This is a genomic window from Lelliottia sp. AC1 (assembly GCF_023278595.1).
Classification (GTDB): Bacteria; Pseudomonadota; Gammaproteobacteria; order Enterobacterales; family Enterobacteriaceae; genus Enterobacter; species Enterobacter nimipressuralis.
The window spans coordinates 1-21,037 of record NZ_CP025699.1 but is presented as its reverse complement, the minus strand read 5'-3'; the positions used below and the strand labels follow the sequence as shown (position 1 = coordinate 21,037).

19 protein-coding genes are annotated in these 21,037 nt (G+C 54.2%); 8 read left to right on the top strand and 11 right to left on the bottom strand.

Annotation, left to right across the window (positions count from 1 at the left end; all coding sequences use genetic code 11):
- Nucleotides 1–47: 47 nt before the first annotated feature.
- The 7 genes from atpE to asnC form a co-directional block, all read right to left on the bottom strand.
- The gene (atpE, locus tag C0560_RS00095; protein ID WP_000429386.1) at nucleotides 48–287 is read right to left on the bottom strand and encodes a F0F1 ATP synthase subunit C; all 240 of its coding nucleotides are present in this window, start codon (nucleotides 285–287) and stop codon (nucleotides 48–50) included.
- 50 nt (nucleotides 288–337) lie between these two features.
- Nucleotides 338–1,153, bottom strand: a complete 816-nt coding sequence (gene atpB, locus C0560_RS00090) for a F0F1 ATP synthase subunit A (protein WP_100778300.1) — start codon at nucleotides 1,151–1,153, stop codon at nucleotides 338–340.
- An 8-nt stretch (nucleotides 1,154–1,161) separates the two neighbouring features.
- Nucleotides 1,162–1,542, bottom strand: coding sequence for a F0F1 ATP synthase subunit I (gene atpI / locus C0560_RS00085; RefSeq protein WP_100778301.1), 381 nt, complete (start codon nucleotides 1,540–1,542; stop codon nucleotides 1,162–1,164).
- Between the two features lie 622 nt (nucleotides 1,543–2,164).
- Nucleotides 2,165–2,782, bottom strand: a complete 618-nt coding sequence (gene rsmG, locus C0560_RS00080) for a 16S rRNA (guanine(527)-N(7))-methyltransferase RsmG (RefSeq protein WP_100778302.1) — start codon at nucleotides 2,780–2,782, stop codon at nucleotides 2,165–2,167.
- Nucleotides 2,783–2,899: 117 nt separating this feature from the next.
- Complete coding sequence (mnmG, locus tag C0560_RS00075) at nucleotides 2,900–4,789, bottom strand: tRNA uridine-5-carboxymethylaminomethyl(34) synthesis enzyme MnmG (protein WP_248859369.1); 1,890 nt, start codon at nucleotides 4,787–4,789, stop codon at nucleotides 2,900–2,902.
- 373 nt (nucleotides 4,790–5,162) lie between these two features.
- Nucleotides 5,163–5,612 carry an FMN-binding protein MioC gene (gene mioC, locus C0560_RS00070; RefSeq protein WP_123429758.1) on the bottom strand — a complete coding sequence of 150 codons (450 nt, stop codon included), beginning with the start codon at nucleotides 5,610–5,612 and terminating at the stop codon, nucleotides 5,163–5,165.
- Between the two features lie 89 nt (nucleotides 5,613–5,701).
- Nucleotides 5,702–6,160 (bottom strand): transcriptional regulator AsnC, encoded by a 459-nt coding sequence (gene asnC / locus C0560_RS00065; protein WP_088221282.1) that lies wholly within the window; start codon nucleotides 6,158–6,160, stop codon nucleotides 5,702–5,704.
- A 150-nt stretch (nucleotides 6,161–6,310) separates the two neighbouring features.
- Between asnC and asnA the strand changes: the two genes are divergently transcribed.
- A complete protein-coding gene (gene asnA, locus C0560_RS00060; protein WP_102105131.1) occupies nucleotides 6,311–7,303 on the top strand; it encodes an aspartate--ammonia ligase in 993 nt (330 codons plus the stop codon).
- Here asnA and viaA read toward each other — a convergent pair whose 3' ends face one another.
- Together viaA and ravA are read right to left on the bottom strand one after the other, a co-directional pair.
- Nucleotides 7,304–8,755, bottom strand: coding sequence for an ATPase RavA stimulator ViaA (gene viaA, locus C0560_RS00055; RefSeq protein WP_248859367.1), 1,452 nt, complete (start codon nucleotides 8,753–8,755; stop codon nucleotides 7,304–7,306).
- Complete coding sequence (ravA, locus tag C0560_RS00050; RefSeq protein ID WP_100778307.1) at nucleotides 8,749–10,245, bottom strand: ATPase RavA; 1,497 nt, start codon at nucleotides 10,243–10,245, stop codon at nucleotides 8,749–8,751. Before ravA ends, viaA begins: the two co-directional genes overlap by 7 nt.
- Before the next feature lie 222 nt (nucleotides 10,246–10,467).
- Here ravA and kup point away from each other — a divergent pair, with 222 nt between their 5' ends.
- The 7 genes from kup (at nucleotide 10,468) to rbsR (ending at nucleotide 18,435) form a co-directional block, all read left to right on the top strand.
- Nucleotides 10,468–12,336: a low affinity potassium transporter Kup gene (kup, locus tag C0560_RS00045; RefSeq protein ID WP_100778308.1), complete on the top strand. Its 1,869-nt coding sequence runs from the start codon at nucleotides 10,468–10,470 to the stop codon at nucleotides 12,334–12,336.
- Nucleotides 12,337–12,562: 226 nt separating this feature from the next.
- A complete protein-coding gene (gene rbsD, locus C0560_RS00040; protein WP_102105134.1) occupies nucleotides 12,563–12,982 on the top strand; it encodes a D-ribose pyranase in 420 nt (139 codons plus the stop codon).
- Nucleotides 12,983–12,989: 7 nt separating this feature from the next.
- Nucleotides 12,990–14,495, top strand: a complete 1,506-nt coding sequence (gene rbsA, locus C0560_RS00035) for a ribose ABC transporter ATP-binding protein RbsA (RefSeq protein ID WP_107702587.1) — start codon at nucleotides 12,990–12,992, stop codon at nucleotides 14,493–14,495.
- 4 nt (nucleotides 14,496–14,499) lie between these two features.
- A complete protein-coding gene (gene rbsC, locus C0560_RS00030; protein ID WP_100778311.1) occupies nucleotides 14,500–15,465 on the top strand; it encodes a ribose ABC transporter permease in 966 nt (321 codons plus the stop codon).
- A gap of 27 nt (nucleotides 15,466–15,492) precedes the next feature.
- Nucleotides 15,493–16,383 carry a ribose ABC transporter substrate-binding protein RbsB gene (gene rbsB, locus C0560_RS00025; RefSeq protein WP_100778312.1) on the top strand — a complete coding sequence of 297 codons (891 nt, stop codon included), beginning with the start codon at nucleotides 15,493–15,495 and terminating at the stop codon, nucleotides 16,381–16,383.
- Nucleotides 16,384–16,491: 108 nt separating this feature from the next.
- Nucleotides 16,492–17,421 carry a ribokinase gene (gene rbsK, locus C0560_RS00020; protein ID WP_102105138.1) on the top strand — a complete coding sequence of 310 codons (930 nt, stop codon included), beginning with the start codon at nucleotides 16,492–16,494 and terminating at the stop codon, nucleotides 17,419–17,421.
- A gap of 3 nt (nucleotides 17,422–17,424) precedes the next feature.
- The gene (gene rbsR, locus C0560_RS00015) at nucleotides 17,425–18,435 is read left to right on the top strand and encodes a ribose operon transcriptional repressor RbsR (RefSeq protein WP_100778314.1); all 1,011 of its coding nucleotides are present in this window, start codon (nucleotides 17,425–17,427) and stop codon (nucleotides 18,433–18,435) included.
- Here rbsR and mdtD read toward each other — a convergent pair.
- Together mdtD and C0560_RS00005 are read right to left on the bottom strand one after the other, a co-directional pair.
- Nucleotides 18,383–19,810: a multidrug transporter subunit MdtD gene (mdtD, locus tag C0560_RS00010; RefSeq protein ID WP_100778315.1), complete on the bottom strand. Its 1,428-nt coding sequence runs from the start codon at nucleotides 19,808–19,810 to the stop codon at nucleotides 18,383–18,385. The genes rbsR and mdtD overlap by 53 nt on opposite strands.
- Nucleotides 19,807–20,514, bottom strand: coding sequence for a FadR/GntR family transcriptional regulator (locus C0560_RS00005; RefSeq protein ID WP_107702591.1), 708 nt, complete (start codon nucleotides 20,512–20,514; stop codon nucleotides 19,807–19,809). The genes mdtD and C0560_RS00005 overlap by 4 nt, the downstream gene beginning before the upstream one ends.
- Nucleotides 20,515–21,037: the final 523 nt, after the last annotated feature.

The window sequence follows — 21,037 nt, the reverse complement described above, 5'->3', positions numbered from 1 at the left end:
AGCACAATACCTCTTAAATTTCTGTGGCTTGGGTTTTTAAAAACGACTTACGCGACAGCAAACATCACGTACAGACCCAGACCTACAGCGATCATCGGGATTGCATCCACCAGACCCATAACGATAAAGAACTGAGTACGCAGCAGAGGAATCAGATCCGGTTGACGCGCAGCGCCTTCCAGGAATTTGCCCCCGAGGATGCCGATACCGATCGCAGCACCGATAGCCGCCAGACCCATCATCACAGCGGCAGCCATGTACAGCAGATCCATATTCAGGTTTTCCATGACAGTCTCCAGTTTGTTTCAATAAAAACGTAGTAGTGGTGGTTAAAAAATCAGTGCTCTTCAGACGCCATCGACAGATAGACGATCGTCAGAACCATGAAGATAAAGGCTTGCAGCGTAATGATCAGGATGTGGAAAATGGCCCATGGCACATTCAGAACCCACTGTGACCACCACGGCAGAAGACCCGCGATCAGAATGAAAATCAGCTCACCCGCATACATGTTACCGAACAGTCGCAGACCAAGTGAAACCGGTTTGGACAGCAGGCTTACGCCTTCCAGGATCAGGTTGACCGGAATGAACGCCCAGTGGTTGAACGGCTGCAAGGTAAGCTCTTTCACAAAGCCGCTTACGCCTTTCATTTTGATGCTGTAGAAAAGAATCAGGATGAATACGCCCAGCGCCATGGACAGGGTGATGTTCACGTCAGCAGACGGAACCACACGCAGTGCCGGCAGGCCGAGAACATGCTCACCGATGTACGGCAGCAGGTCGATAGGCAGAAGGTCCATCAGGTTCATCAGGAAGACCCAGACGAAGACAGTCAGCGCCAGCGGAGCAATCAGCTTGCTCTTACCGTGGTACATGTCTTTGACGCTGCCATGAACGAAGCCGATGACTAATTCGATAGCCGTCTGGAATTTCCCTGGAACACCGCTGGTCGCCTTTTTAGCAACGCTACGGAACATGGCCAGGAACAACAGACCCAACACCACCGAGAAAAACATGGAGTCAATGTTGAGCGTCCAGAAGGTGGCCGGGGGGTTATGCGGATCCACCAGCGAGAATGTACGCAGGTCCATCTGAAGGTTCGTCAGATGGTGACCTATGTAATCCTGCGGCGTCATATTTTCTGAAGCCATGATGCCTTTTACCCTTTGTTGTTGATTACAGCTGGCGCCAGAACTTGTACCACCAGCACCAAAACCCACGTCGCGATCAGCGGCAAAAATACCACTTTGAAAACAGCCAGCGCCAACACCAGGAAGGCAAAGGTTAGCAACACCTTACACACTTCGCCAAGAGCGAAGGACCAGGCCACGCGGCCTTTGGCAGGTGTATGCGCCTGATGACGCCAGGCAAAAATCATAAACAACATGTTTGGCAAAACCACTGCCAAACCTCCACACACTGCGGAGATGCCCCAGAAGGGGTCTTTGAGGCAGAACAGCAGTCCACTTGCTATCACCGCCAGAAACTGAATGAACAGAAGCTTACGAGCAACGTTTCGACTCAAGAGCGACACAGACATCACGTTTTTACTCCTGCTCCCTTCGAGGTATGTCGCGTGTCGTATAAAACGTCCTTTAAGGCTCAGAGTCAAGCATCAAAAAGCGGTCAAATTATACGGTGCGCCCCCGTGATTTCAAACATTAAGTAGCGAAAAGGTGAATAAATGTTTAAATAATTTTCCCCACCGCTATTTTTTAACTTTTCGCCAAACCACGACCCATCCGATAAAACTGCAAACTGCGCAGAAACATTGATGATAAAGCGTGCACGAGATCACAAAATGCACATTTACGATAAGGTCTTATTTATCAAATCAATAATTTGGTTTAATTCATCTTTATGATATTAAAGACAAATGACAGCAACTATTTTCAAAACAGCCCCGTACACAACAAAAACCTTTCATTGACATTTTTAATAAATAAATAACATCACCAACTCATCACTGAATTCCACTTTTAGCAGACTGATATTTTCAATGTTGACTATATTTGGTGTTAACGAGATAAATCAGGTTAACACCAAGAAAAACCTCGGTAACAACAAGGTTAAATGCAGTCCGGTGAGGTTCCTTCCTTAGGGCCGTTTTTTAACACTTTAAGAACCGCACGAATTCCACATTTTTTATTTAATTTTTAAAATTAGTTTGCCTTAATTATCACCAAATGGCGTTCGCCATCGAGCTGTGGAACCTGTAACTTCACAATCGACTCGACCACATAGCCAACCGGGAGCTGGGCGATTTCATCCTCAGGCACCAGGCCTTTGAGCGCGTAAAAACGCCCTTCCTGCGCTGGCAGATGCTTACACCAGCTGACCATATCGTTGAGTGACGCAAACGCGCGGCTAATCACGCCGTCAAACGGCGGCTCAGACGGAAACGCCTCTACCCTGCTCTGAACCGGCTCGATATTGTTGATTTTCAGCTCATGCTGCACCTGACGCAGGAAGCGCACGCGCTTGCCCAGGCTGTCCAGCAGCGTGAACTGGCACTCAGGCCGTACGATGGAGAGCGGAATGCCTGGCAGACCAGGGCCGGTCCCCACATCGATGAAACGCTCACCCTGCAGGTAAGGCGCAACCACAATGCTGTCGAGAATATGGCGAATCAGCATCTCGTTGGGATCGCGTACCGACGTGAGGTTGTACGCTTTGTTCCATTTGTTCAGCATATCGACATAGGCCACCAGCTGATTTTTCTGGTGATCGGTGAGCGAAATACCTGCTTCATCCAGCAGACGAGAGAGTTTGTTGAGCACGGTGAATACCTGTCTGAAATAATGAGCCCGGTGGCGTTAACGCTTACCGGGCCTACGATACGAACTGTAGCGGGTCAGCGAAGCGCCACCCGCCAAAATGGCAAAAATCGCCTGATGTTAAGCGCTGCGGCGCAGCATACCTTGTTTTTTCAGCCATACCAGCAGAATAGAGATGGCTGCTGGCGTCACGCCGGAGATGCGAGATGCCTGGCCGATCGACACCGGTTTGTGATCGTTCAGTTTCGCGATCACCTCGTTTGACAGCCCCGTTACCTGACGGTAATCCAGCATCGCAGGCAACAAGGTGTTCTCGTTACGCTGCTGCTTTTCGATCTCATCCTGCTGACGCGCGATGTAACCTTCGTATTTGACCTGAATTTCGACCTGCTCGGCCGCTTCGGCATCGTCGAGACCCGGCGCGAACGGCGTCATCTGCACCAGCTGCTCGTAAGTCATCTCCGGACGACGAAGAAGATCTTCCCCGCTGGCTTCGCGTGAGAGCGGCGCGGTCAAGTGAGCGTTCACTTCGGCTGCGGATTCCGCCAGAGGATTCACCCATGAGGTTTTCAGGCGCTGACGCTCGGTCTCAATGCGCTCCAGCTTCTGGTTGAAACGCGCCCAGCGTTCGTCATCCACCAGGCCCAGCTCGCGGCCCATTTCGGTCAGGCGCAGATCGGCGTTGTCTTCACGCAGCATCAGACGATATTCCGCGCGAGAGGTGAACATACGGTACGGCTCTTTTGTACCGAGCGTGCTGAGATCGTCCACCAGCACGCCAAGGTAGGCCTGATCGCGACGCGGTGACCAGCCCTCTTTTTCCGCAGAGAAGCGGGCGGCGTTAAGACCGGCCAGCAGGCCCTGGGCTGCAGCTTCTTCATAACCGGTGGTGCCGTTAATTTGTCCCGCGAAGAACAGGCCCTGGATAAATTTGCTCTCCAGCGTCGGTTTCAGATCGCGCGGGTCGAAGAAATCGTACTCAATAGCGTAACCTGGACGAACGATTTTTGCTTTCTCCATGCCCTGCATTGAGCGAACAATTTGCATCTGCACGTCGAACGGCAGACTGGTGGAGATGCCATTCGGGTAAATTTCGTTGGAGGTGAGTCCTTCCGGCTCCAGGAAGATCTGGTGCTGGTTACGATCGGCAAAGCGCATAACTTTGTCTTCGATCGACGGGCAGTAACGTGGACCGATCCCTTCGATCACGCCTGCGTACATCGGGCTACGATCGAGGTTATTGCGGATCACGTCATGGGTTTTCTCATTGGTGTGCGTGATGTAACACGGCACTTGCTGCGGATGCTGCGCCGCAGACCCCATGAACGAGAAGACCGGCATCGGGTTGTCACCGTGCTGCTGTGCCAGCACGCTAAAATCGATGGTGCGGGCGTCAATACGCGGCGGTGTCCCGGTTTTCAGGCGGCTGACGCGCAGCGGCAGCTCGCGAAGACGACGGGAAAGTGGAATGGACGGCGGATCGCCAGCACGGCCACCGCTGTAGTTATCCAGACCAATATGAATTTTTCCATCGAGGAAAGTCCCGACCGTCAGCACCACGGCTTTGGCACGGAACTTCAGTCCCATCTGGGTGACGGCACCGACGACACGATCGTTCTCAACGATAAGATCTTCAACCGCCTGCTGGAAGATCATCAGGTTCGGCTGGTTCTCCAGCGCAGTACGAACGGCCTGGCGGTACAGCACACGGTCTGCCTGAGCACGAGTGGCGCGAACGGCGGGTCCTTTGCTCGCGTTTAGTATCCTAAACTGAATGCCAGCCTGATCGATCGCTTTCGCCATCAAGCCGCCCAGAGCATCCACTTCTTTTACCAGGTGTCCTTTCCCAATGCCGCCAATCGCCGGATTACAGGACATTTGTCCCAGCGTGTCGATATTGTGTGTCAAAAGCAGGGTCTGTTGACCCATACGCGCTGCGGCCATTGCGGCCTCAGTGCCTGCGTGACCCCCGCCAATGATGATGACGTCAAAAGGATCCTGATAAAACATGCTTTCCTGCCTTGCGTAAAGCGGTTTGAAAATGGATTTAAGCCCGGGCCGTGGATTCTACTCAAGTTTAGTCTTTCGAGAAAGCATTGGGATCTTGGCTATTAAAAAGAAGATCTTCTTATTTAGAGATCTGTTTTACTATGATCTCTTATTAGGATCACCTTCTCGTGTGGATAAGTCGGATCCGGTCATAAAGATCATAAGGATAGAAAGGATCGTTTGCTGTGAATGATCGGTGATCCTGGACCGTATAAGCTGGGGTTAGATCCGGTACTTATGCACAGGTCAAAAACCAGCCAACGGTTATACCTTGGATAACTACCGGTTGATCCAAGGTTTTAACCAGACTTATCCACATCTGATCGCACGATCTTTAAGCGTTATTGAGTAAATTTTTCCATTCACCCAGCCATTCTTCGGCTGGATCCTCCGGAATATCGTGATCGAGGATGTTGATCTTCAGCGTTTCGCCGATCTGTTTCGCTCCACACGACGCGAGCGCCGCTTCTACTTTCTCTACTGCACCACAAAAGGTGTCGTATTCGCGGCTACCTATCCCAATCGCGCCAAAACGCACGGCTGACAGATTAGGACGTTGCTCGAGAAGCTCATCATAGAAAGGTTGCAGGTTATCAGGGATATCGCCCGCACCGTGCGTGGAGGTAATCAGCAGCCAGATCCCATCAGCAGGGAGATCTTCCAGTAACGGTCCATGCAGGGTTTCGGTCGAGAAACCTGCGTCTTCCAGCTTTTCCGCGAGATGTTCTGCAACATATTCTGCGCCGCCAAGAGTACTGCCACTGATAAGAGTAATATCTGCCATGATCGCTCGCTCATATAAAGAGGGGATCATTGTACGCTGTGAGCGAGCTGGGATCTACCTGTGGAAAATGTGGTAATTAAATGGCGCCGCTAGGGCCGGATGGTGCGCATAATCGGGTTCTGCAGGGAGATCAGCGTCTCGGTGGACTGAATTTCATCAATTGTTTGGATCTTGTTGATAAGTACCTGCTGCAGGGCATCGATCGATTTACACATGACCTTAATAAAGATGCTGTAGTGGCCAGTGGTGTAATAGGCTTCGGTCACCTCTTCCAGACTTTCGAGCCGGGCCAGCGCAGAGGGGTAATCTTTTGCGCTTTTCAGAATGATGCCAATAAAACAGCAGACGTCATACCCGAGCTGTTTTGGACTGACGTCAATCCGCGCCCCGGTGATAATCCCCGCTTGCTTCATCTTCTCCACGCGAACGTGAATCGTCCCTGGGCTGACGCCAAATTGTTTAGCCAGTTCGGCATACGCCGTGCGCGCATTGGCCATTAACGCTTCGAGGATGCCGCGGTCCAGATTATCGATCTGATAATTTTCCATAGTATTTTCTTATGAAGATTGAGTAATCACTCTATTCTAGCGCCATATTTTAACGAATCAAAAGTGAAGCAGGCTTTTTGTTGTTGGATTATTGTATTTAGTGCCGTTTTTGTTGCTTAATTAATATCAACAGGACGCAGGAGTATAAAAATGAAAACCGCTTACATCGCAAAACAACGCCAGATCAGTTTCGTTAAATCCCATTTTTCACGTCAGCTTGAAGAGAAACTTGGCCTCATTGAAGTCCAGGCTCCGATTCTGAGCCGCGTCGGCGATGGGACGCAGGACAACCTGTCTGGTTGCGAAAAAGCGGTACAGGTAAAAGTGAAAACCTTGCCAGACGCCCAGTTCGAAGTGGTTCATTCACTCGCGAAATGGAAGCGTCAGACACTGGGACAACACGACTTCAGCGCGGGCGAAGGGCTTTACACGCACATGAAAGCCCTTCGCCCCGATGAAGACCGCCTGACGGCCATCCACTCCGTTTACGTTGACCAGTGGGACTGGGAGCGTGTAATGGGTGATGGGGAACGTCACTTAGGGACGCTGAAATCCACTGTAGAGGCCATCTACGCGGGGATCAAAGCAACCGAAGCGGCGGTGAGCAAAGAGTTCGGACTGGCACCGTTCCTGCCAGACTCGATCCACTTTGTTCACAGCCAGGATCTACTGAGCCGTTTCCCGGATCTCGATGCCAAAGGCCGTGAGCGCGCGATCGCTAAAGAGCTGGGCGCGGTATTCCTGATCGGTATCGGTGGCAAACTTTCTGACGGACAGCGCCATGACGTGCGTGCTCCGGATTACGACGACTGGAGCACCCGCGACGAGCGAGAATTAGCCGGTCTGAACGGCGATATTCTGGTGTGGAACCCGATTCTGGAAGATGCGTTTGAGCTTTCTTCCATGGGGATCCGCGTGGATGCCGACGCCCTGAAGCGCCAGCTGGCGGTGACGGGAGATGAAGATCGCCTGAAACTTGAGTGGCACCAGGCCCTGCTGCGCGGCGAAATGCCGCAAACTATCGGCGGCGGTATCGGCCAGTCACGCCTGACAATGCTGTTGCTGCAGTTGTCCCATATCGGGCAGGTTCAGTGTGGGGTGTGGCCGCATCAGGTGCGTGAAAGCATCGGCTCTCTGCTTTAATTAACGCCGCCAGCGCCTGACCAGGCGGCTGCGTAACCCGGTATCAAAGCGCCAGATATGATCGAAAATGCGCATGATGCCGGGCTTTCCATGTTGCGACATCGCCACCGCATGAAAGCGGTGCTGGTGATCCCGCTGTAATGATTTCACCTTTGTGACCACGTCGTCCGGCAGTCGCTGCGCAATAAAATCGGAAATGACCACCGCATCCGCGTCATACCAGTCCCCGCCCTGCATGCGTTCTGCGATAGCGCGAAAACAGCTGGCGATATCGGTTCCGCCGCGAAAGCGCTGGCTCAAAAAGCGGATCGCCTGTTCGATACCCTGCTCACTCGTCAGTTCGTATCCCACCACTTCGCTGGAAAACAGCATGATATAACAGCGACGCCGGTCGGCGAGGGCGACGCGCATCAGTGCCAGGCAAAACGCTTTGGCACACTGTTCGTTAAAGCCGCCCATCGAACCGGATGTATCAACGCAGACAATGAAGGGGCCGCGCGGCTGTTCGTCGAAATCCTGATGAACGACCGGACGCTGGCTGATTTTTTCGCGCCAGGATTCGCCGTGCAGGCGATAGGTAAGCAGCTGTTTCTCCACCAGCCGCCGGTAGAACTCATACTCCAGCTCGGTGATCCCAAGCGTCGCCAGCTCTGTCGGCAGCAGGCGCAGGATGTCATCGCTCTGCTGTAAACCGTCGACCTGTTCCGGCACGGTTGCCGGTTCGCGAACCAGTGTGCGGAAGGTTTCCATTGGCGCGTCTTTTTTCGGCACCGACTTCGCCTCCCGCGAGCGGCCAAGCTGCTCCGCGAGCTGCATCAGCTCGGGCTGCTGTGCCAGAAAATCGCCGTATTTAACGATCAACTGATAGTCGCCGCGCTGGATCTGCCCGGCGCTCATATCCCAAAGTCTTCCGGCGGCGTTTTCGTTCTCCACCAGCACTTGCTCCAGCTGCCCACTCAGCGTCATCCGCTCCTGAACTTCACTGAGCAGCTGATCGCGCTCCTCCTCCAGCAACTGCTGGTTGAGCGACGTGGTCTGCACCACCAGACTGAGCCGCCATCGCTGCAGGAAAAGCGTATGCAGCGCCGGAGTAAAGGTGGCGTTGTCCGAGACCAGCTTGCGGGCCTGGGCGGCGTACGGGGAGTGCACTTTATCGAGCAGCGTCAGGATCTGGGGAAGCTGAACGATAAATTGCGGTGTGGATAACCGCTGGCACTGCTGGTAGCAGGCCACTTCTTCCGTAAGCTCTGGCGGGACTTCGGTCTCTTTTAGCCGCTGGCGCAGGCTATCTCGCCAGCGCGGGATATCGTCGGTGACGGCTTTTTTAATGCGCGGAAACTTTTCAAAGAATGCGGCCAGCTGGGGAGAGGCGAGTAAGGTCAGGACGACCTCTTCAATCAGCCCCTCTTCACCAACCGCCAGCATCACATTGAGCGTATCCAGCGTTAGCATTGACGCGCCTGTTTGATCTGCGCGCTGACATCCTGCAGGCTGGCTTCGATGCGACCCAACCAGTCGCTATGTATAAAGAGGCATTTTTGCTGTTCGCTGAAGCGCGTGTGCTGCTGATGCCACTCCGTATCCAGCGCGTCAAGCTGCTGTTTTATCTCTTCCGGCACGTTATCCGAGGCATTTCCCGGCAGGGCGAGGCGTGAACCCTGCAGGCTCACATCGCGGATCACCAGATGCATGCTGGTATCCACTTCCAGGTTCAGCACCTGGGCAAAGCCGATGCCGTTGAGTTTTCCACGGATTTCGCCATTTTTATCCAGCCACTGCGACAGCGCTTCGCGCTCAATGGTGATGTGAACCACCTGCATATCGTGCAGTTTTAACGGCTGCTGGAGTAAGAGCGTCAGGGTCGTGTCCGTCAGCTCTGTGGGCAACTCGTAGTGCGGTTTACGTGAGAACATCCCGCCGAGACGGCTCACCTTCAGTGCCGTTTTGTCGCTTTGCTGCTGCTGAAGCTGGATGCGTCGCTGGGTGATGGCGCCCAGCTGGTTGAGCATTGCCTGCTGCCCCCACGCGTGTCCGGTCATCAAAACGTCCAGCTGCTGTTCCATCAGGTGCATCCCTTCCGCATCGTGCCACAGGCAGTCTTTCAGCAGGATAAGATCGATGGGGGCGACGGAATCCCGGCCGCTGAACAAAGCACTGGACTGTAACAGGCGGATCGCCTTTTTCCAGCGCCGATCCGAGACATACGGCGCGGCCGGCAATAAATCCAGCTGCTGGCGCAGCATAAAGATCAGTTCAAAAACGGCGTCCGGCAGTTTGATTTTGCCGATATCCTGCTGCCACTGCTGGTACTCGTCGTCAGTCACCTGTAATGACGGCGCCACCGGGTTTTCATTTTCGTCCTGCTGGCTCACCAGCATCGAGCGGAAATTCGACTTGTCCTGCACTTTATCCAGCCACAGGCGAATCAGCATGCGGTCATACAGCGCTTCAAGGCTGCTGTCGGCTTCAGGCAGTTCGTTGGACGCTGCCACCAGCAGGCGCATCGGGATTTTTTCTTCATAAGCGCCATTACGAAAGCGACGTTCGTTGATGGCGGTAAGCAGGGTGTTCAGGATCGCCGGGCCGGCTTTCCAGATCTCATCCAGAAAGACAATTTCAGCCTCGGGCAGATACCCTGCCGTTAATCGTTGATAGCGACCTTCATCTTTCAGGGCCTGAATGGAAAGCGGGCCAAAAACCTCTTCCGGGGTGGAGAAACGGGTCATCAGATATTCAAAGGCGCGCGCGTTCTGGAAGGCAAATTTCAGTCGACGCGCAATCAGGCTTTTGGCGATGCCGGGCGGGCCGAGCAGGAACACACTTTCGCCGCTGAGCGCTGCCAGCAAACAGAGCCTGATCGCATGGCTGCGTTCGAAAAGGCCTTTCTCCAGCGCACCGCTGAGACGGGAAATTCTTTCTGCTAATAAATGTGAGTGAGCCATAATTGTGTTGCGTCCTTTCGGCGTCGTCGCAGCTAATTGATGCGAGTATAGACGTTTCAGCATGGGCTGGTAATAGACTGAAGTGCGGCGTTATTTTCTTTGCGCTACATTAATAGGGTTGCATTTAGGGGTACGATCTTGCGATTAATCGTGCATACTGTGCGCCTTTTTGTGGGCCAAGGGACTAAGCACACATTTGTTATACAACGAAAAGACTAGTCTATGAGCACTGATAATAAGCAATCATTAAGCGCTATAACGCTTGCGGCCATTGGGGTTGTGTACGGTGATATCGGTACCAGCCCGCTCTATACGCTTCGCGAATGTCTGTCCGGTCAGTTTGGTTTTGGTGTTGAACGTGACGCCGTTTTTGGCTTTTTGTCACTCATCTTTTGGCTGCTGATCCTGGTGGTTTCCGTTAAGTATCTCTCCTTTGTCATGCGCGCGGATAACGCCGGTGAAGGCGGGATCCTGACCCTCATGTCTCTTGCCGGGCGTAATACATCGGCAAAAATGACCTCGTTCCTGGTGATTATCGGCCTGATCGGTGGCAGCTTCTTCTATGGAGAAGTGGTGATTACCCCGGCGATTTCGGTGCTCTCAGCAATTGAGGGGCTGGAGATTATTGCGCCGCAGCTGGATACGTGGGTCGTTCCGCTCGCCATCATTGTGCTGACGCTGCTGTTTGCTATTCAGAAGCACGGTACGGGGCTGGTGGGTAAACTCTTTGCACCCATTATGCTGGCATGGTTCCTGATTCTGGCGGCACTCGGTCTGCGCAGTATTATCGCCAACCCAGAAGTGCTGCAGGCGCTGAACCCAATGTGGGCGGTCCACTTCTTCCTGGAATACAAAACGGTTTCGTTCGTCGCGCTGGGCGCCGTGGTGCTGTCGATCACCGGTGTGGAAGCGCTGTATGCGGATATGGGGCACTTCGGTAAGCTGCCGATTCGTCTGGCCTGGTTCACCGTGGTTCTGCCGTCTCTGGTGCTGAACTATTTCGGTCAGGGCGCGCTGCTGCTCAAACATCCGGAAGCGATCAAGAACCCGTTCTTCCTGCTGGCGCCTGACTGGGCGCTGGTGCCGATGCTTATCCTTGCCACTCTGGCGACGGTCATTGCCTCTCAGGCGGTTATTTCCGGCGTCTTCTCCCTGACGCGCCAGGCGGTTCGTCTGGGCTATCTGTCGCCGATGCGCATCATTCATACCTCGGAGATGGAGTCCGGCCAGATCTACATTCCGTTCATCAACTGGCTGCTCTACTTCGCCGTGGTGATCGTGATTGTCAGCTTCGAGCACTCCAGCAACCTGGCCGCGGCGTACGGTATTGCGGTGACGGGTACGATGGTGCTGACTTCGATTCTCTCGACCACTGTGGCGTACCGGAACTGGCACTGGAATAAATTCCTGGTTGCGCTGATTCTGGTGGGCTTCCTCTGCATCGATGTACCGCTGTTCTCAGCAAACCTCGACAAAATTGTCTCCGGCGGCTGGCTGCCGTTGACCCTGGGGCTGGTGATGTTCCTGGTGATGACCACCTGGAAGAGCGAGCGCTTCCGCCTGCTGCGACGTATGCACGAGCACGGTAACTCTCTGGAAGCGATGATTGCCTCGCTGGAGAAATCTCCGCCGGTGCGCGTGCCTGGCACCGCAGTTTATATGTCACGCGCGCTGAACGTGATTCCGTTTGCCCTGATGCACAACCTCAAGCACAACAAAGTGCTGCACGAGCGCGTGATCCTGCTGACGCTGAGAACCGAAGATGCGCCATACGTCCACAACGTGCGCCGTGTGCAGATCGAACAGCTTTCTCCGACCTTCTGGCGCGTGGTGGCGAGTTACGGCTGGCGCGAAACGCCGAACGTGGAAGAGGTGTTCCACCGCTGTGGTCTGGAAGGGCTGAGCTGTCGAATGATGGAAACCTCGTTCTTTATGTCGCACGAGTCGCTGATTGTCGGCAAACGCCCGTGGTATCTGCGTCTGCGCGGCAAGCTGTACCTCATCCTGCAGCGTAACGCCCTGCGCGCACCTGACCAGTTTGAAATCCCGCCTAACCGCGTGATTGAATTAGGGACGCAGGTCGAGATTTAACCTCCGCAACACCTTCTCCCGGTGACGCTTCGCTTGCACGGCCCTACGAAACTGTAGGCCAGATAAGCGAGGCGCCACCACGTAAAAAACTTCCCGAAATGCCCCCACATTTCACTTAGCGAAACGTTTCGACGTTGATCACAATTCTGTTACGTCATGATGGTTTTCTGAACACTCTTGCGGCTACACTTCTTTTAGCGAAACGTTTCGCTAGTGGAGCAAGAAAATGAAGAAAGGCACGGTACTCAATTCTGAAATCTCGTCGGTTATTTCCCGTCTTGGGCATACCGATACGCTGGTGGTTTGCGATGCAGGCTTACCGGTTCCGCGCAGCACAACCCGTATTGATATGGCGTTAACGCAGGGCGTGCCCTCGTTTATGCAGGTACTGGGCGTGGTGACGTCGGAGATGCAGGTTGAGGCAGCCATTCTCGCGACGGAGATCAAACAACATAATCCGCAACTCCACGAAACGTTGCTCAGCCATATTGAGCAACTGCAACAACACCAGGGAAACACCATAGAAATTCGTTACACAACGCACGAGCAATTCAAACAACAAACCGCAGACAGTCAGGCGGTGATTCGCAGCGGGGAGTGTTCCCCGTATGCGAATATCATTCTCTGTGCTGGCGTCACGTTCTGAGGCCATCATGGACGCATTATTGCAACTCAAAGGGATCGATAAATCGTTCCCGGGCGTAAAAGCCCTCTCCGGTGCCGCGTTAAACGTTTACTCCGGGCGCGTTATGGCGCTGGTGGGTGAAAACGGCGCTGGCAAATCCACAATGATGAAAGTGCTCACCGGCATTTATGCCCGTGACGCCGGAACGCTGCTGTGGCTGGGGAAAGAGACGACCTTCACCGGACCTAAATCCTCTCAGGAAGCCGGGATTGGCATTATCCACCAGGAGCTGAACCTGATCCCGCAGCTCACCATTGCGGAAAACATCTTCCTGGGCCGTGAATTCGTTAATCGCTTTGGCAAAATCGACTGGAAAAAGATGTACGCCGAAGCCGACATTCTACTGGCGAAGCTGAATCTGCGCTTTAAAAGCGACCGTCTGGTAGGCGACTTGTCTATTGGCGATCAGCAGATGGTGGAAATCGCCAAAGTGCTGAGCTTCGAGTCGAAAGTCATCGTTATGGATGAACCGACCGACGCCCTGACCGATACAGAAACCGAATCCCTGTTCCGCGTGATCCGCGAGCTGAAATCTCAGGGGCGCGGGATCGTCTATATATCTCACCGCATGAAAGAGATCTTCGAGATTTGCGATGACGTGACGGTATTCCGCGACGGGCAATTTATTGCCGAGCGCGAGGTCTCCTCGCTGACCGAAGATACGCTGATTGAGATGATGGTGGGGCGCAAGCTGGAAGAACAGTATCCGCGTCTCGACAAAACGCCGGGCGCTGTCCGCCTGAAAGTCGACAATCTGTGTGGGCCGGGCGTAAACGATGTCTCCTTCACGCTGCGTCAGGGCGAAATCCTTGGCGTGGCCGGGCTGATGGGGGCCGGGCGTACCGAGCTGATGAAAGTGCTGTACGGCGCGCTGCCGCGCACCAGTGGTTACGTCACCCTCGACGGCCATGAAGTTGTCACCCGCTCTCCACAGGATGGGCTGGCGAACGGCATCGTCTATATCTCCGAAGACCGTAAGCGCGATGGCTTAGTGCTCGGGATGTCGGTGAAAGAGAATATGTCCCTGACGGCGCTGGGCTACTTCAGCCGCAGCGGCGGCAGCTTGAAGCACAAAGACGAACAGCAGGCGGTCAGTGATTTTATTCGCCTGTTTAACGTGAAAACGCCGTCGATGGAACAGGCAATCGGCCTGCTCTCCGGCGGTAATCAGCAGAAAGTGGCGATTGCCCGCGGTCTGATGACGCGTCCAAAAGTGTTGATCCTCGACGAACCAACCCGTGGCGTTGACGTGGGCGCCAAGAAAGAGATTTATCAGCTGATCAACCAGTTCAAGGCTGACGGTCTGAGCATCATTCTGGTCTCTTCCGAGATGCCAGAAGTATTAGGCATGAGCGATCGCATTATCGTCATGCATGAAGGGCATCTCGGCGGTGAATTCACTCGCGAGCAGGCCACCCAGGAAGTTCTGATGGCTGCCGCTGTGGGCAAGCTTAATCGCGTGAATCAGGAGTAAGAAGATGACTACCCAGGCTGTTTCTGGTCGCCGCTATTTCACCAAGGCATGGCTGTTGGAACAAAAATCACTGATTGCGCTGCTGGTGCTGATCGCGATTGTGTCGACCATGAGCCCGAACTTTTTTACCGTCAATAACCTGTTCAATATTCTCCAGCAGACGTCCGTGAACGCCATTATGGCGGTCGGCATGACGCTGGTTATTCTGACGTCGGGGATCGACCTGTCCGTCGGTTCTCTGCTGGCGCTCACCGGCGCGGTAGCGGCTTCAATTGTAGGGATTGAGGTTAACGCGCTGGTGGCTATCGCCGCTGCCCTGGCGTTAGGCGCCGCAGTGGGTGCAGTCACCGGGATGATTGTGGCTAAAGGCCGCGTGCAGGCGTTTATCGCCACGCTGGTGATGATGCTGCTGCTGCGCGGTGTCACGATGGTGTACACCAACGGCAGCCCCGTGAATACCGGCTTTACCGATAACGCCGATCTGTTTGGCTGGTTCGGTATTGGTCGTCCGCTGGGTATCCCGACGCCGGTGTGGATTATGGGTATCGTCTTCCTGGCGGCCTGGTACATGCTGCACCACACGCGCCTCGGTCGTTATATCTATGCGCTGGGCGGTAACGAAGCGGCGACGCGTCTCTCCGGTATTAGCGTCAATAAAGTCAAAATTATTGTCTATTCCCTGTGCGGCTTGCTGGCATCGTTGGCAGGTATTATCGAAGTGGCGCGCCTCTCTTCTGCGCAGCCGACAGCGGGTACGGGCTATGAGCTGGATGCGATTGCCGCCGTGGTACTGGGGGGTACGAGCCTGGCGGGGGGTAAAGGTCGCATTGTTGGGACATTGATCGGCGCACTGATTCTTGGCTTCCTGAATAATGGTTTGAATTTGTTAGGTGTTTCCTCCTATTACCAGATGATCGTTAAAGCAGTGGTGATTTTGCTGGCGGTTCTGGTAGACAACAAAAAACAGTAACTGACGACACTACAGGACATCTCTGATATGAACATGAAAAAACTGGCTACCCTGGTTTCTGCTGTGGCACTGAGCGCAACCGTTAGTGCGAACGCAATGGCGAAAGACACCATCGCGCTGGTCATCTCGACCCTGAATAACCCGTTCTTCGTTTCCCTGAAGGATGGTGCGCAGAAAGAAGCCGACAAACTGGGTTATAACCTGGTGGTTCTAGACTCTCAGAACAACCCGGCGAAAGAGCTGGCTAACGTTCAGGACTTAACCGTTCGTGGCACCAAAATCCTGCTGATCAACCCAACCGACTCTGATGCGGTCGGTAACGCCGTGAAGATGGCCAACCAGGCGAAAATCCCGGTAATCACTCTTGACCGTGTGGCGACAAAAGGTGACGTCGTTAGCCATATCGCGTCTGATAACGTGCTGGGCGGTAAAATCGCGGGTGATTACATCGCGAAGAAAGCAGGCGAAGGCGCCAAAGTGATCGAACTGCAGGGTATCGCAGGGACATCCGCAGCGCGTGAGCGTGGCGAAGGTTTCCAGCAAGCCGTGGCAGCCCACAAATTTAACGTCCTGGCCAGCCAGCCTGCTGACTTCGACCGTACTAAAGGCCTGAACGTTATGCAGAACCTGCTGACGGCGCACCCTGAAGTGCAGGCTGTCTTCGCACAGAACGATGAAATGGCACTCGGCGCGCTGCGTGCGCTGCAGACTGCCGGTAAATCGGATGTGATGGTGGTTGGTTTTGACGGCACGCCAGACGGTGAGAAAGCCGTAAATGATGGCAAACTGGCGGCAACCATCGCGCAGCTGCCTGAGCAGATTGGTGCGACGGGTGTTCAGACTGCGGATAAAGTGCTGAAGGGCGAGAAAGTCCAGGCGAAATATCCGGTTGACCTGAAGCTGGTCGTCAAGCAGTAATAGGCGATTCAGGCGGTCGTCTGACGGCCTGAGGGACTACAAATAAAGAAAAGTGTGGCATACGCCACCGGGTAAAACCGGTGGCGATCTTTACTGGACAGCTCAAACATGAAAACCGCAGTTAATCTCGTCGTCCTTGGCAGTATTAATGCCGATCACATTCTTAACCTTGATGCTTTCCCCACGCCTGGCGAAACCGTCACCGGTAATCAGTATCAGGTGGCTTTCGGCGGTAAAGGCGCGAACCAGGCGGTGGCCGCCGGTCGCAGCGGCGCTAATATTGCATTTATCGCCTGTACCGGCGATGACGATACGGGCGAGCGCGTGCGTAAACAGCTGGAGAGCGACCATATCGATATCTCACCTGTCAGCGTGGTGGGCGGGGAATCGACGGGCGTGGCGCTGATTTTTGTCAACGCAGAAGGTGAGAATGTCATCGGTATTCATGCGGGTGCCAATGCGGCGCTGACCATCGAACGCGTGGAAGCGCAGCGAGGATTGATCTCCAGCGCCGAAGCGCTGCTGATGCAGCTCGAATCGCCGGTCGAAAGCGTGCTGGCGGCCGCGAAAATTGCACATGAAAATCATACCACTGTCGTACTTAACCCTGCTCCAGCGCGTCTATTATCAGACGAGTTGCTGGCGCTGGTGGACATCATCACCCCGAACGAAACGGAAGCCGAAAAGCTGACGGGCATTCGCGTGGAAAATGATGACGACGCGGCGCGTGCCGCTCAGGCGCTGCACGATAAAGGTATCGGTACGGTCATCATTACGCTCGGAAGCCGTGGCGTATGGGCGAGCGTCAACGGCGAAGGTCGTCGCGTTCCCGGCTTTAAGGTCAAAGCGATTGATACGATCGCGGCGGGAGATACTTTTAACGGTGCGCTGGTTACGGCGCTGCTGGAAGGTGGCTCGCTGGACAATGCCATCCGCTTCGCTCATGCCGCAGCCGCGATTGCGGTGACACGCAAAGGGGCACAGCCTTCCGTTCCATGGCGCAAAGAGATTGATGAATTTTTGAGTCAGCAGAGGTAACGCTTGGCCACAATGAAAGATGTCGCCCGCATGGCGGGCGTTTCTACTTCGACGGTTTCCCATGTCATCAATAACGATCGCTTTGTCAGCGAGGCGATACGGGAAAAAGTCGACGCTGCCATTAAAGACCTCAACTACGCTCCTTCGGCGCTCGCACGCAGTCTTAAGCTTAATCAGACGCACACCATCGGCATGTTGATCACCGCCAGTACTAACCCGTTTTATTCTGAGCTGGTGCGCGGCGTTGAGCGTAGCTGCTTTGAGCGGGGTTACAGCCTGGTGCTGTGTAACACCGAGGGCGACGAACAGCGTATGAACCGTAATCTGGAAACGCTGATGCAAAAACGCGTCGATGGATTATTGCTTCTGTGCACCGAAACGCACCAGCCCTCCAAAGAGATCATGCAGCGCTATCCCTCCGTTCCAACGGTGATGATGGACTGGGCGCCCTTCGACGGGACCAGCGATCTGATTCAGGATAACTCGCTGCTGGGCGGGGATATGGCGACGCAGCATTTGATTGATAAAGGCTACAGCCGCATCGCCTGCATTACCGGGCCGCTGGATAAAACTCCGGCGCGTTTACGTCTCGAGGGATTTCTCGCTGCCATGGAGCGCGCGGGGCTGCCCGTTCCGGACGGATATCGCATCACCGGCGATTTTGAATTTAACGGTGGTTTTGAGGCGATGCAAAAACTGCTGGCGCAAGACGTGCGTCCGCAGGCGGTATTTATCGGTAACGATGCGATGGCTTTTGGTGCGTATCAGGCGTTGTATCAGGCGGGATTACGCGTTCCCCAGGATATGGCGGTGATTGGTTACGATGATATCGAGCTGGCTCAGTTTATGACGCCGCCGCTGACCACCATTCATCAGCCGAAAGATGAACTGGGCGAGCTGGCGATCGATGTGTTGATTCATCGTATGGCACAGCCCGCACTTCAGCAGCAACGTTTGCAGCTTACTCCTGTTCTGATGGAACGCGGTTCTGTTTCGGCTGGTGGCGATCTTTAATCAAATTGCGGCCATCTTTGGGTTTGAGCAGCATGAACACCAGCGCCGAGACCACCGTCAGTGCGCCCATCGTGATAAAGGTGTAATGGAACTGCTCAACCGTGTTCGTCCCTTCCATCCCTTCATAGACGCGCAGCACCGCTGCGCTCACCGCCACGCCTAAACTGATCGACAGCTGCTGCGTCACAGCCAGCACGCTGTTGCCGCCACTGGCATTTTCGTCGGTGAGATCCGCGAGGCTGATGGTATTCATCGACGTAAACTGGATAGACATCGCCATGCCCAGGATAAAGAGCGGGAGCAGCAGCATCCACGCCGGGAAGGCGGCGGACTGAAGCGAAAACTGCGCAATCATTAGACCGATAAAGACCGTGACACCCACCAGCGTTTTACGATAGCCCAGCCGACGCAAAATCTGCGTCACCATCGATTTCGCCAGAATTGACCCGACGGCGGTCGGGGCCATCATGCACCCGGCTATCAGCGCCGGATAGCCAAACCCTACCTGCAGCATCAGCGGCATCAGGAAGGGCACGCAGCCGGTACCCAGACGCGAAGCGATGTTTCCGGCAATCCCCACCGAGAAAGTTCGGGTTTTGAACAGCAGCAATGAAATCAGCGGCGTCGGATGACGACGCGCGTGACGTATATAGAGAAGGAAAAGCAGGATGCCGCTCAGAATGATAGAAAGGGCGATCCAGGTGGCGACGATTTTCTCGCCAAATAACTCCATGCCGGTGGAGAACAACACCAGGCTCAGGCCGAACAGGAAAAAGCCGCCCATATCAAAGCTGCGTTTTGGCGTGGTGAAGTTCGGCATATATTTGCGGGCGTAGCAAAGGCCTGCCACGCCAATCGGAATATTGATGAGGAATATCCAGTGCCAGCTCGCCCAGGTGACCAGCACGCCGCCAAGAACCGGCCCGAGAATGGGGCCGACCAGACCGGGCATGGTCACAAAGTTCAGTACCGGTAAAAGCTCGCTGCGCGGGTAAGCACGTAACAGCGCCAGGCGTGCGACCGGCATCATCATTGCGCCGCCGATGCCCTGCAGGATACGGAAGACAACCAGCTCCGCCAGGGATGTCGAAAGTGCACAGGCCAGCGAACCGAGCGTAAACAGAGTGACGGCGAGCATAAAGATTCGACGTGTACCGAAGCGGTCCGCCAGCCAGCCGCTGACCGGGATCAACATTGCGACGGTCAGCGTATAGCTGATGATGGCGGATTGCATCGCCAACGGGGAGCGGTTGAGACTTTCGGCAATGGCCGGGAGGGCCGTGTTAAGAATGGTGGCATCCAGCGCCTGCATAAAGAAAGCCATTGCCGCAATCCATGGCAATCCCGCCATGCTGCGTGCTTTTTTCTCAGTCATTGATTGTCCGGTTGTTGGTGTGGTGTTGCTAATAAAACCTGGCAGGCGAGTAAAGCGCGCTGTCCGTCGCTCTCCTGAATGGCATCGACAATTGCCTGGTGCTGGTCCAGCTTCACCACGTCATTCTGAGTAATAGAAGCAAAGTAGGTGTGATACACCGAATGGAACAGGGAGGCAAAGGAGGTCAGGAAAGGGTTTCCACTCATCGCGTAAATTTGCTCGTGCCAGGACATATCCACTTCAATCCAGCGCTGACGGTTGAAATGCTGCTTCAGGAAGGTCATTTCGTCCATCAACGTATTAAGCTGTGCTTTTTGCTCGGCGCTGCCTTGCACGGCGGCGAGCAGACATGCCTGAGGTTCGAGGCTGCCACGCATAACCAGGAAATGCTCCACAACCTGATGGAAGTTCTCTTCGGTCATCCACCACGAGAGCAGCTCCTGGTCGAGGAAGTTCCAGTTGCTCTGAGGCATCACGCGAGTTCCGATGCGTGGGCGCGGAAGCACCATGCCTTTCGCGGTTAAGGTTTTTACCGCTTCACGCACGGCGGTACGGCTCACGCCAAACTGTTCACCCAGCTCCATTTCACCGGGAAGAATGCTTCCGGGCATATATTTTCCTGCCAGAATGCGTTGGGCCAGTTTCTCTGCCAGCACGTAAGAGAGGTTTTTTTGGGCGGCCAGCTGTTGCGCGCTTAAGGGCATCGCTCTTATTCCTTAATAGTACATGCTGTTAAGTATGCCATCAGGCGTGTGTTTGTGACTGCAAAAACAGCAAATAGGACAGTTTGTGGCTTGTTAACCGGCGTTTTGGCGAAAAAAGATACGGTCAGAAAGTTTTTTTACATTTCCTCTTGTCACCTCAGAATAACTCCCTATAATGCGCCTCCACTGACACGGAACAACGGCACGCAAGCCGCCGGGACAGCAGGGGTTCAGCGATGAACGCCGACAGCGAAAAGCGAAATTAAACGCTTGACTCTGAATGAGGAAAACGTATTATACGGGACCTCGCAACGGTGAGCGAAAGCCGCGTTGCACTGCTCTTTAACAATTTATCAGACAATCTGTGTGGGCACTCAAAGTGACATGGATTCTAAACGTCGCAAGACGCTAAATGAATACCAAAGTCTCTGAGTGAACATACGTAATTCATTACGAAGTTTAATTCACGAGCATCAAACTTAAATTGAAGAGTTTGATCATGGCTCAGATTGAACGCTGGCGG

Bases quoted from the DNA above. Each gene is read 5' to 3' on its own strand.
- rbsB (WP_100778312.1), top strand. From the start codon at position 15,493: ATGAACATGAAAAAACTGGCTACCCTGGTTTCTGCTGTGGCACTGAGC.
- rbsD (WP_102105134.1), top strand. From the start codon at position 12,563: ATGAAGAAAGGCACGGTACTCAATTCTGAAATCTCGTCGGTTATTTCC.
- kup (WP_100778308.1), top strand. From the start codon at position 10,468: ATGAGCACTGATAATAAGCAATCATTAAGCGCTATAACGCTTGCGGCC.
- mioC (WP_123429758.1), bottom strand. From the start codon at position 5,612: ATGGCAGATATTACTCTTATCAGTGGCAGTACTCTTGGCGGCGCAGAA.
- rbsA (WP_107702587.1), top strand. From the start codon at position 12,990: ATGGACGCATTATTGCAACTCAAAGGGATCGATAAATCGTTCCCGGGC.
- rbsC (WP_100778311.1), top strand. From the start codon at position 14,500: ATGACTACCCAGGCTGTTTCTGGTCGCCGCTATTTCACCAAGGCATGG.
- mnmG (WP_248859369.1), bottom strand. From the start codon at position 4,789: ATGTTTTATCAGGATCCTTTTGACGTCATCATCATTGGCGGGGGTCAC.
- ravA (WP_100778307.1), bottom strand. From the start codon at position 10,245: ATGGCTCACTCACATTTATTAGCAGAAAGAATTTCCCGTCTCAGCGGT.
- atpB (WP_100778300.1), bottom strand. From the start codon at position 1,153: ATGGCTTCAGAAAATATGACGCCGCAGGATTACATAGGTCACCATCTG.
- asnA (WP_102105131.1), top strand. From the start codon at position 6,311: ATGAAAACCGCTTACATCGCAAAACAACGCCAGATCAGTTTCGTTAAA.
- mdtD (WP_100778315.1), bottom strand. From the start codon at position 19,810: ATGACTGAGAAAAAAGCACGCAGCATGGCGGGATTGCCATGGATTGCG.
- asnC (WP_088221282.1), bottom strand. From the start codon at position 6,160: ATGGAAAATTATCAGATCGATAATCTGGACCGCGGCATCCTCGAAGCG.
- rbsK (WP_102105138.1), top strand. From the start codon at position 16,492: ATGAAAACCGCAGTTAATCTCGTCGTCCTTGGCAGTATTAATGCCGAT.
- atpE (WP_000429386.1), bottom strand. From the start codon at position 287: ATGGAAAACCTGAATATGGATCTGCTGTACATGGCTGCCGCTGTGATG.
- viaA (WP_248859367.1), bottom strand. From the start codon at position 8,755: ATGCTAACGCTGGATACGCTCAATGTGATGCTGGCGGTTGGTGAAGAG.
- C0560_RS00005 (WP_107702591.1), bottom strand. From the start codon at position 20,514: ATGCCCTTAAGCGCGCAACAGCTGGCCGCCCAAAAAAACCTCTCTTAC.
- atpI (WP_100778301.1), bottom strand. From the start codon at position 1,542: ATGTCTGTGTCGCTCTTGAGTCGAAACGTTGCTCGTAAGCTTCTGTTC.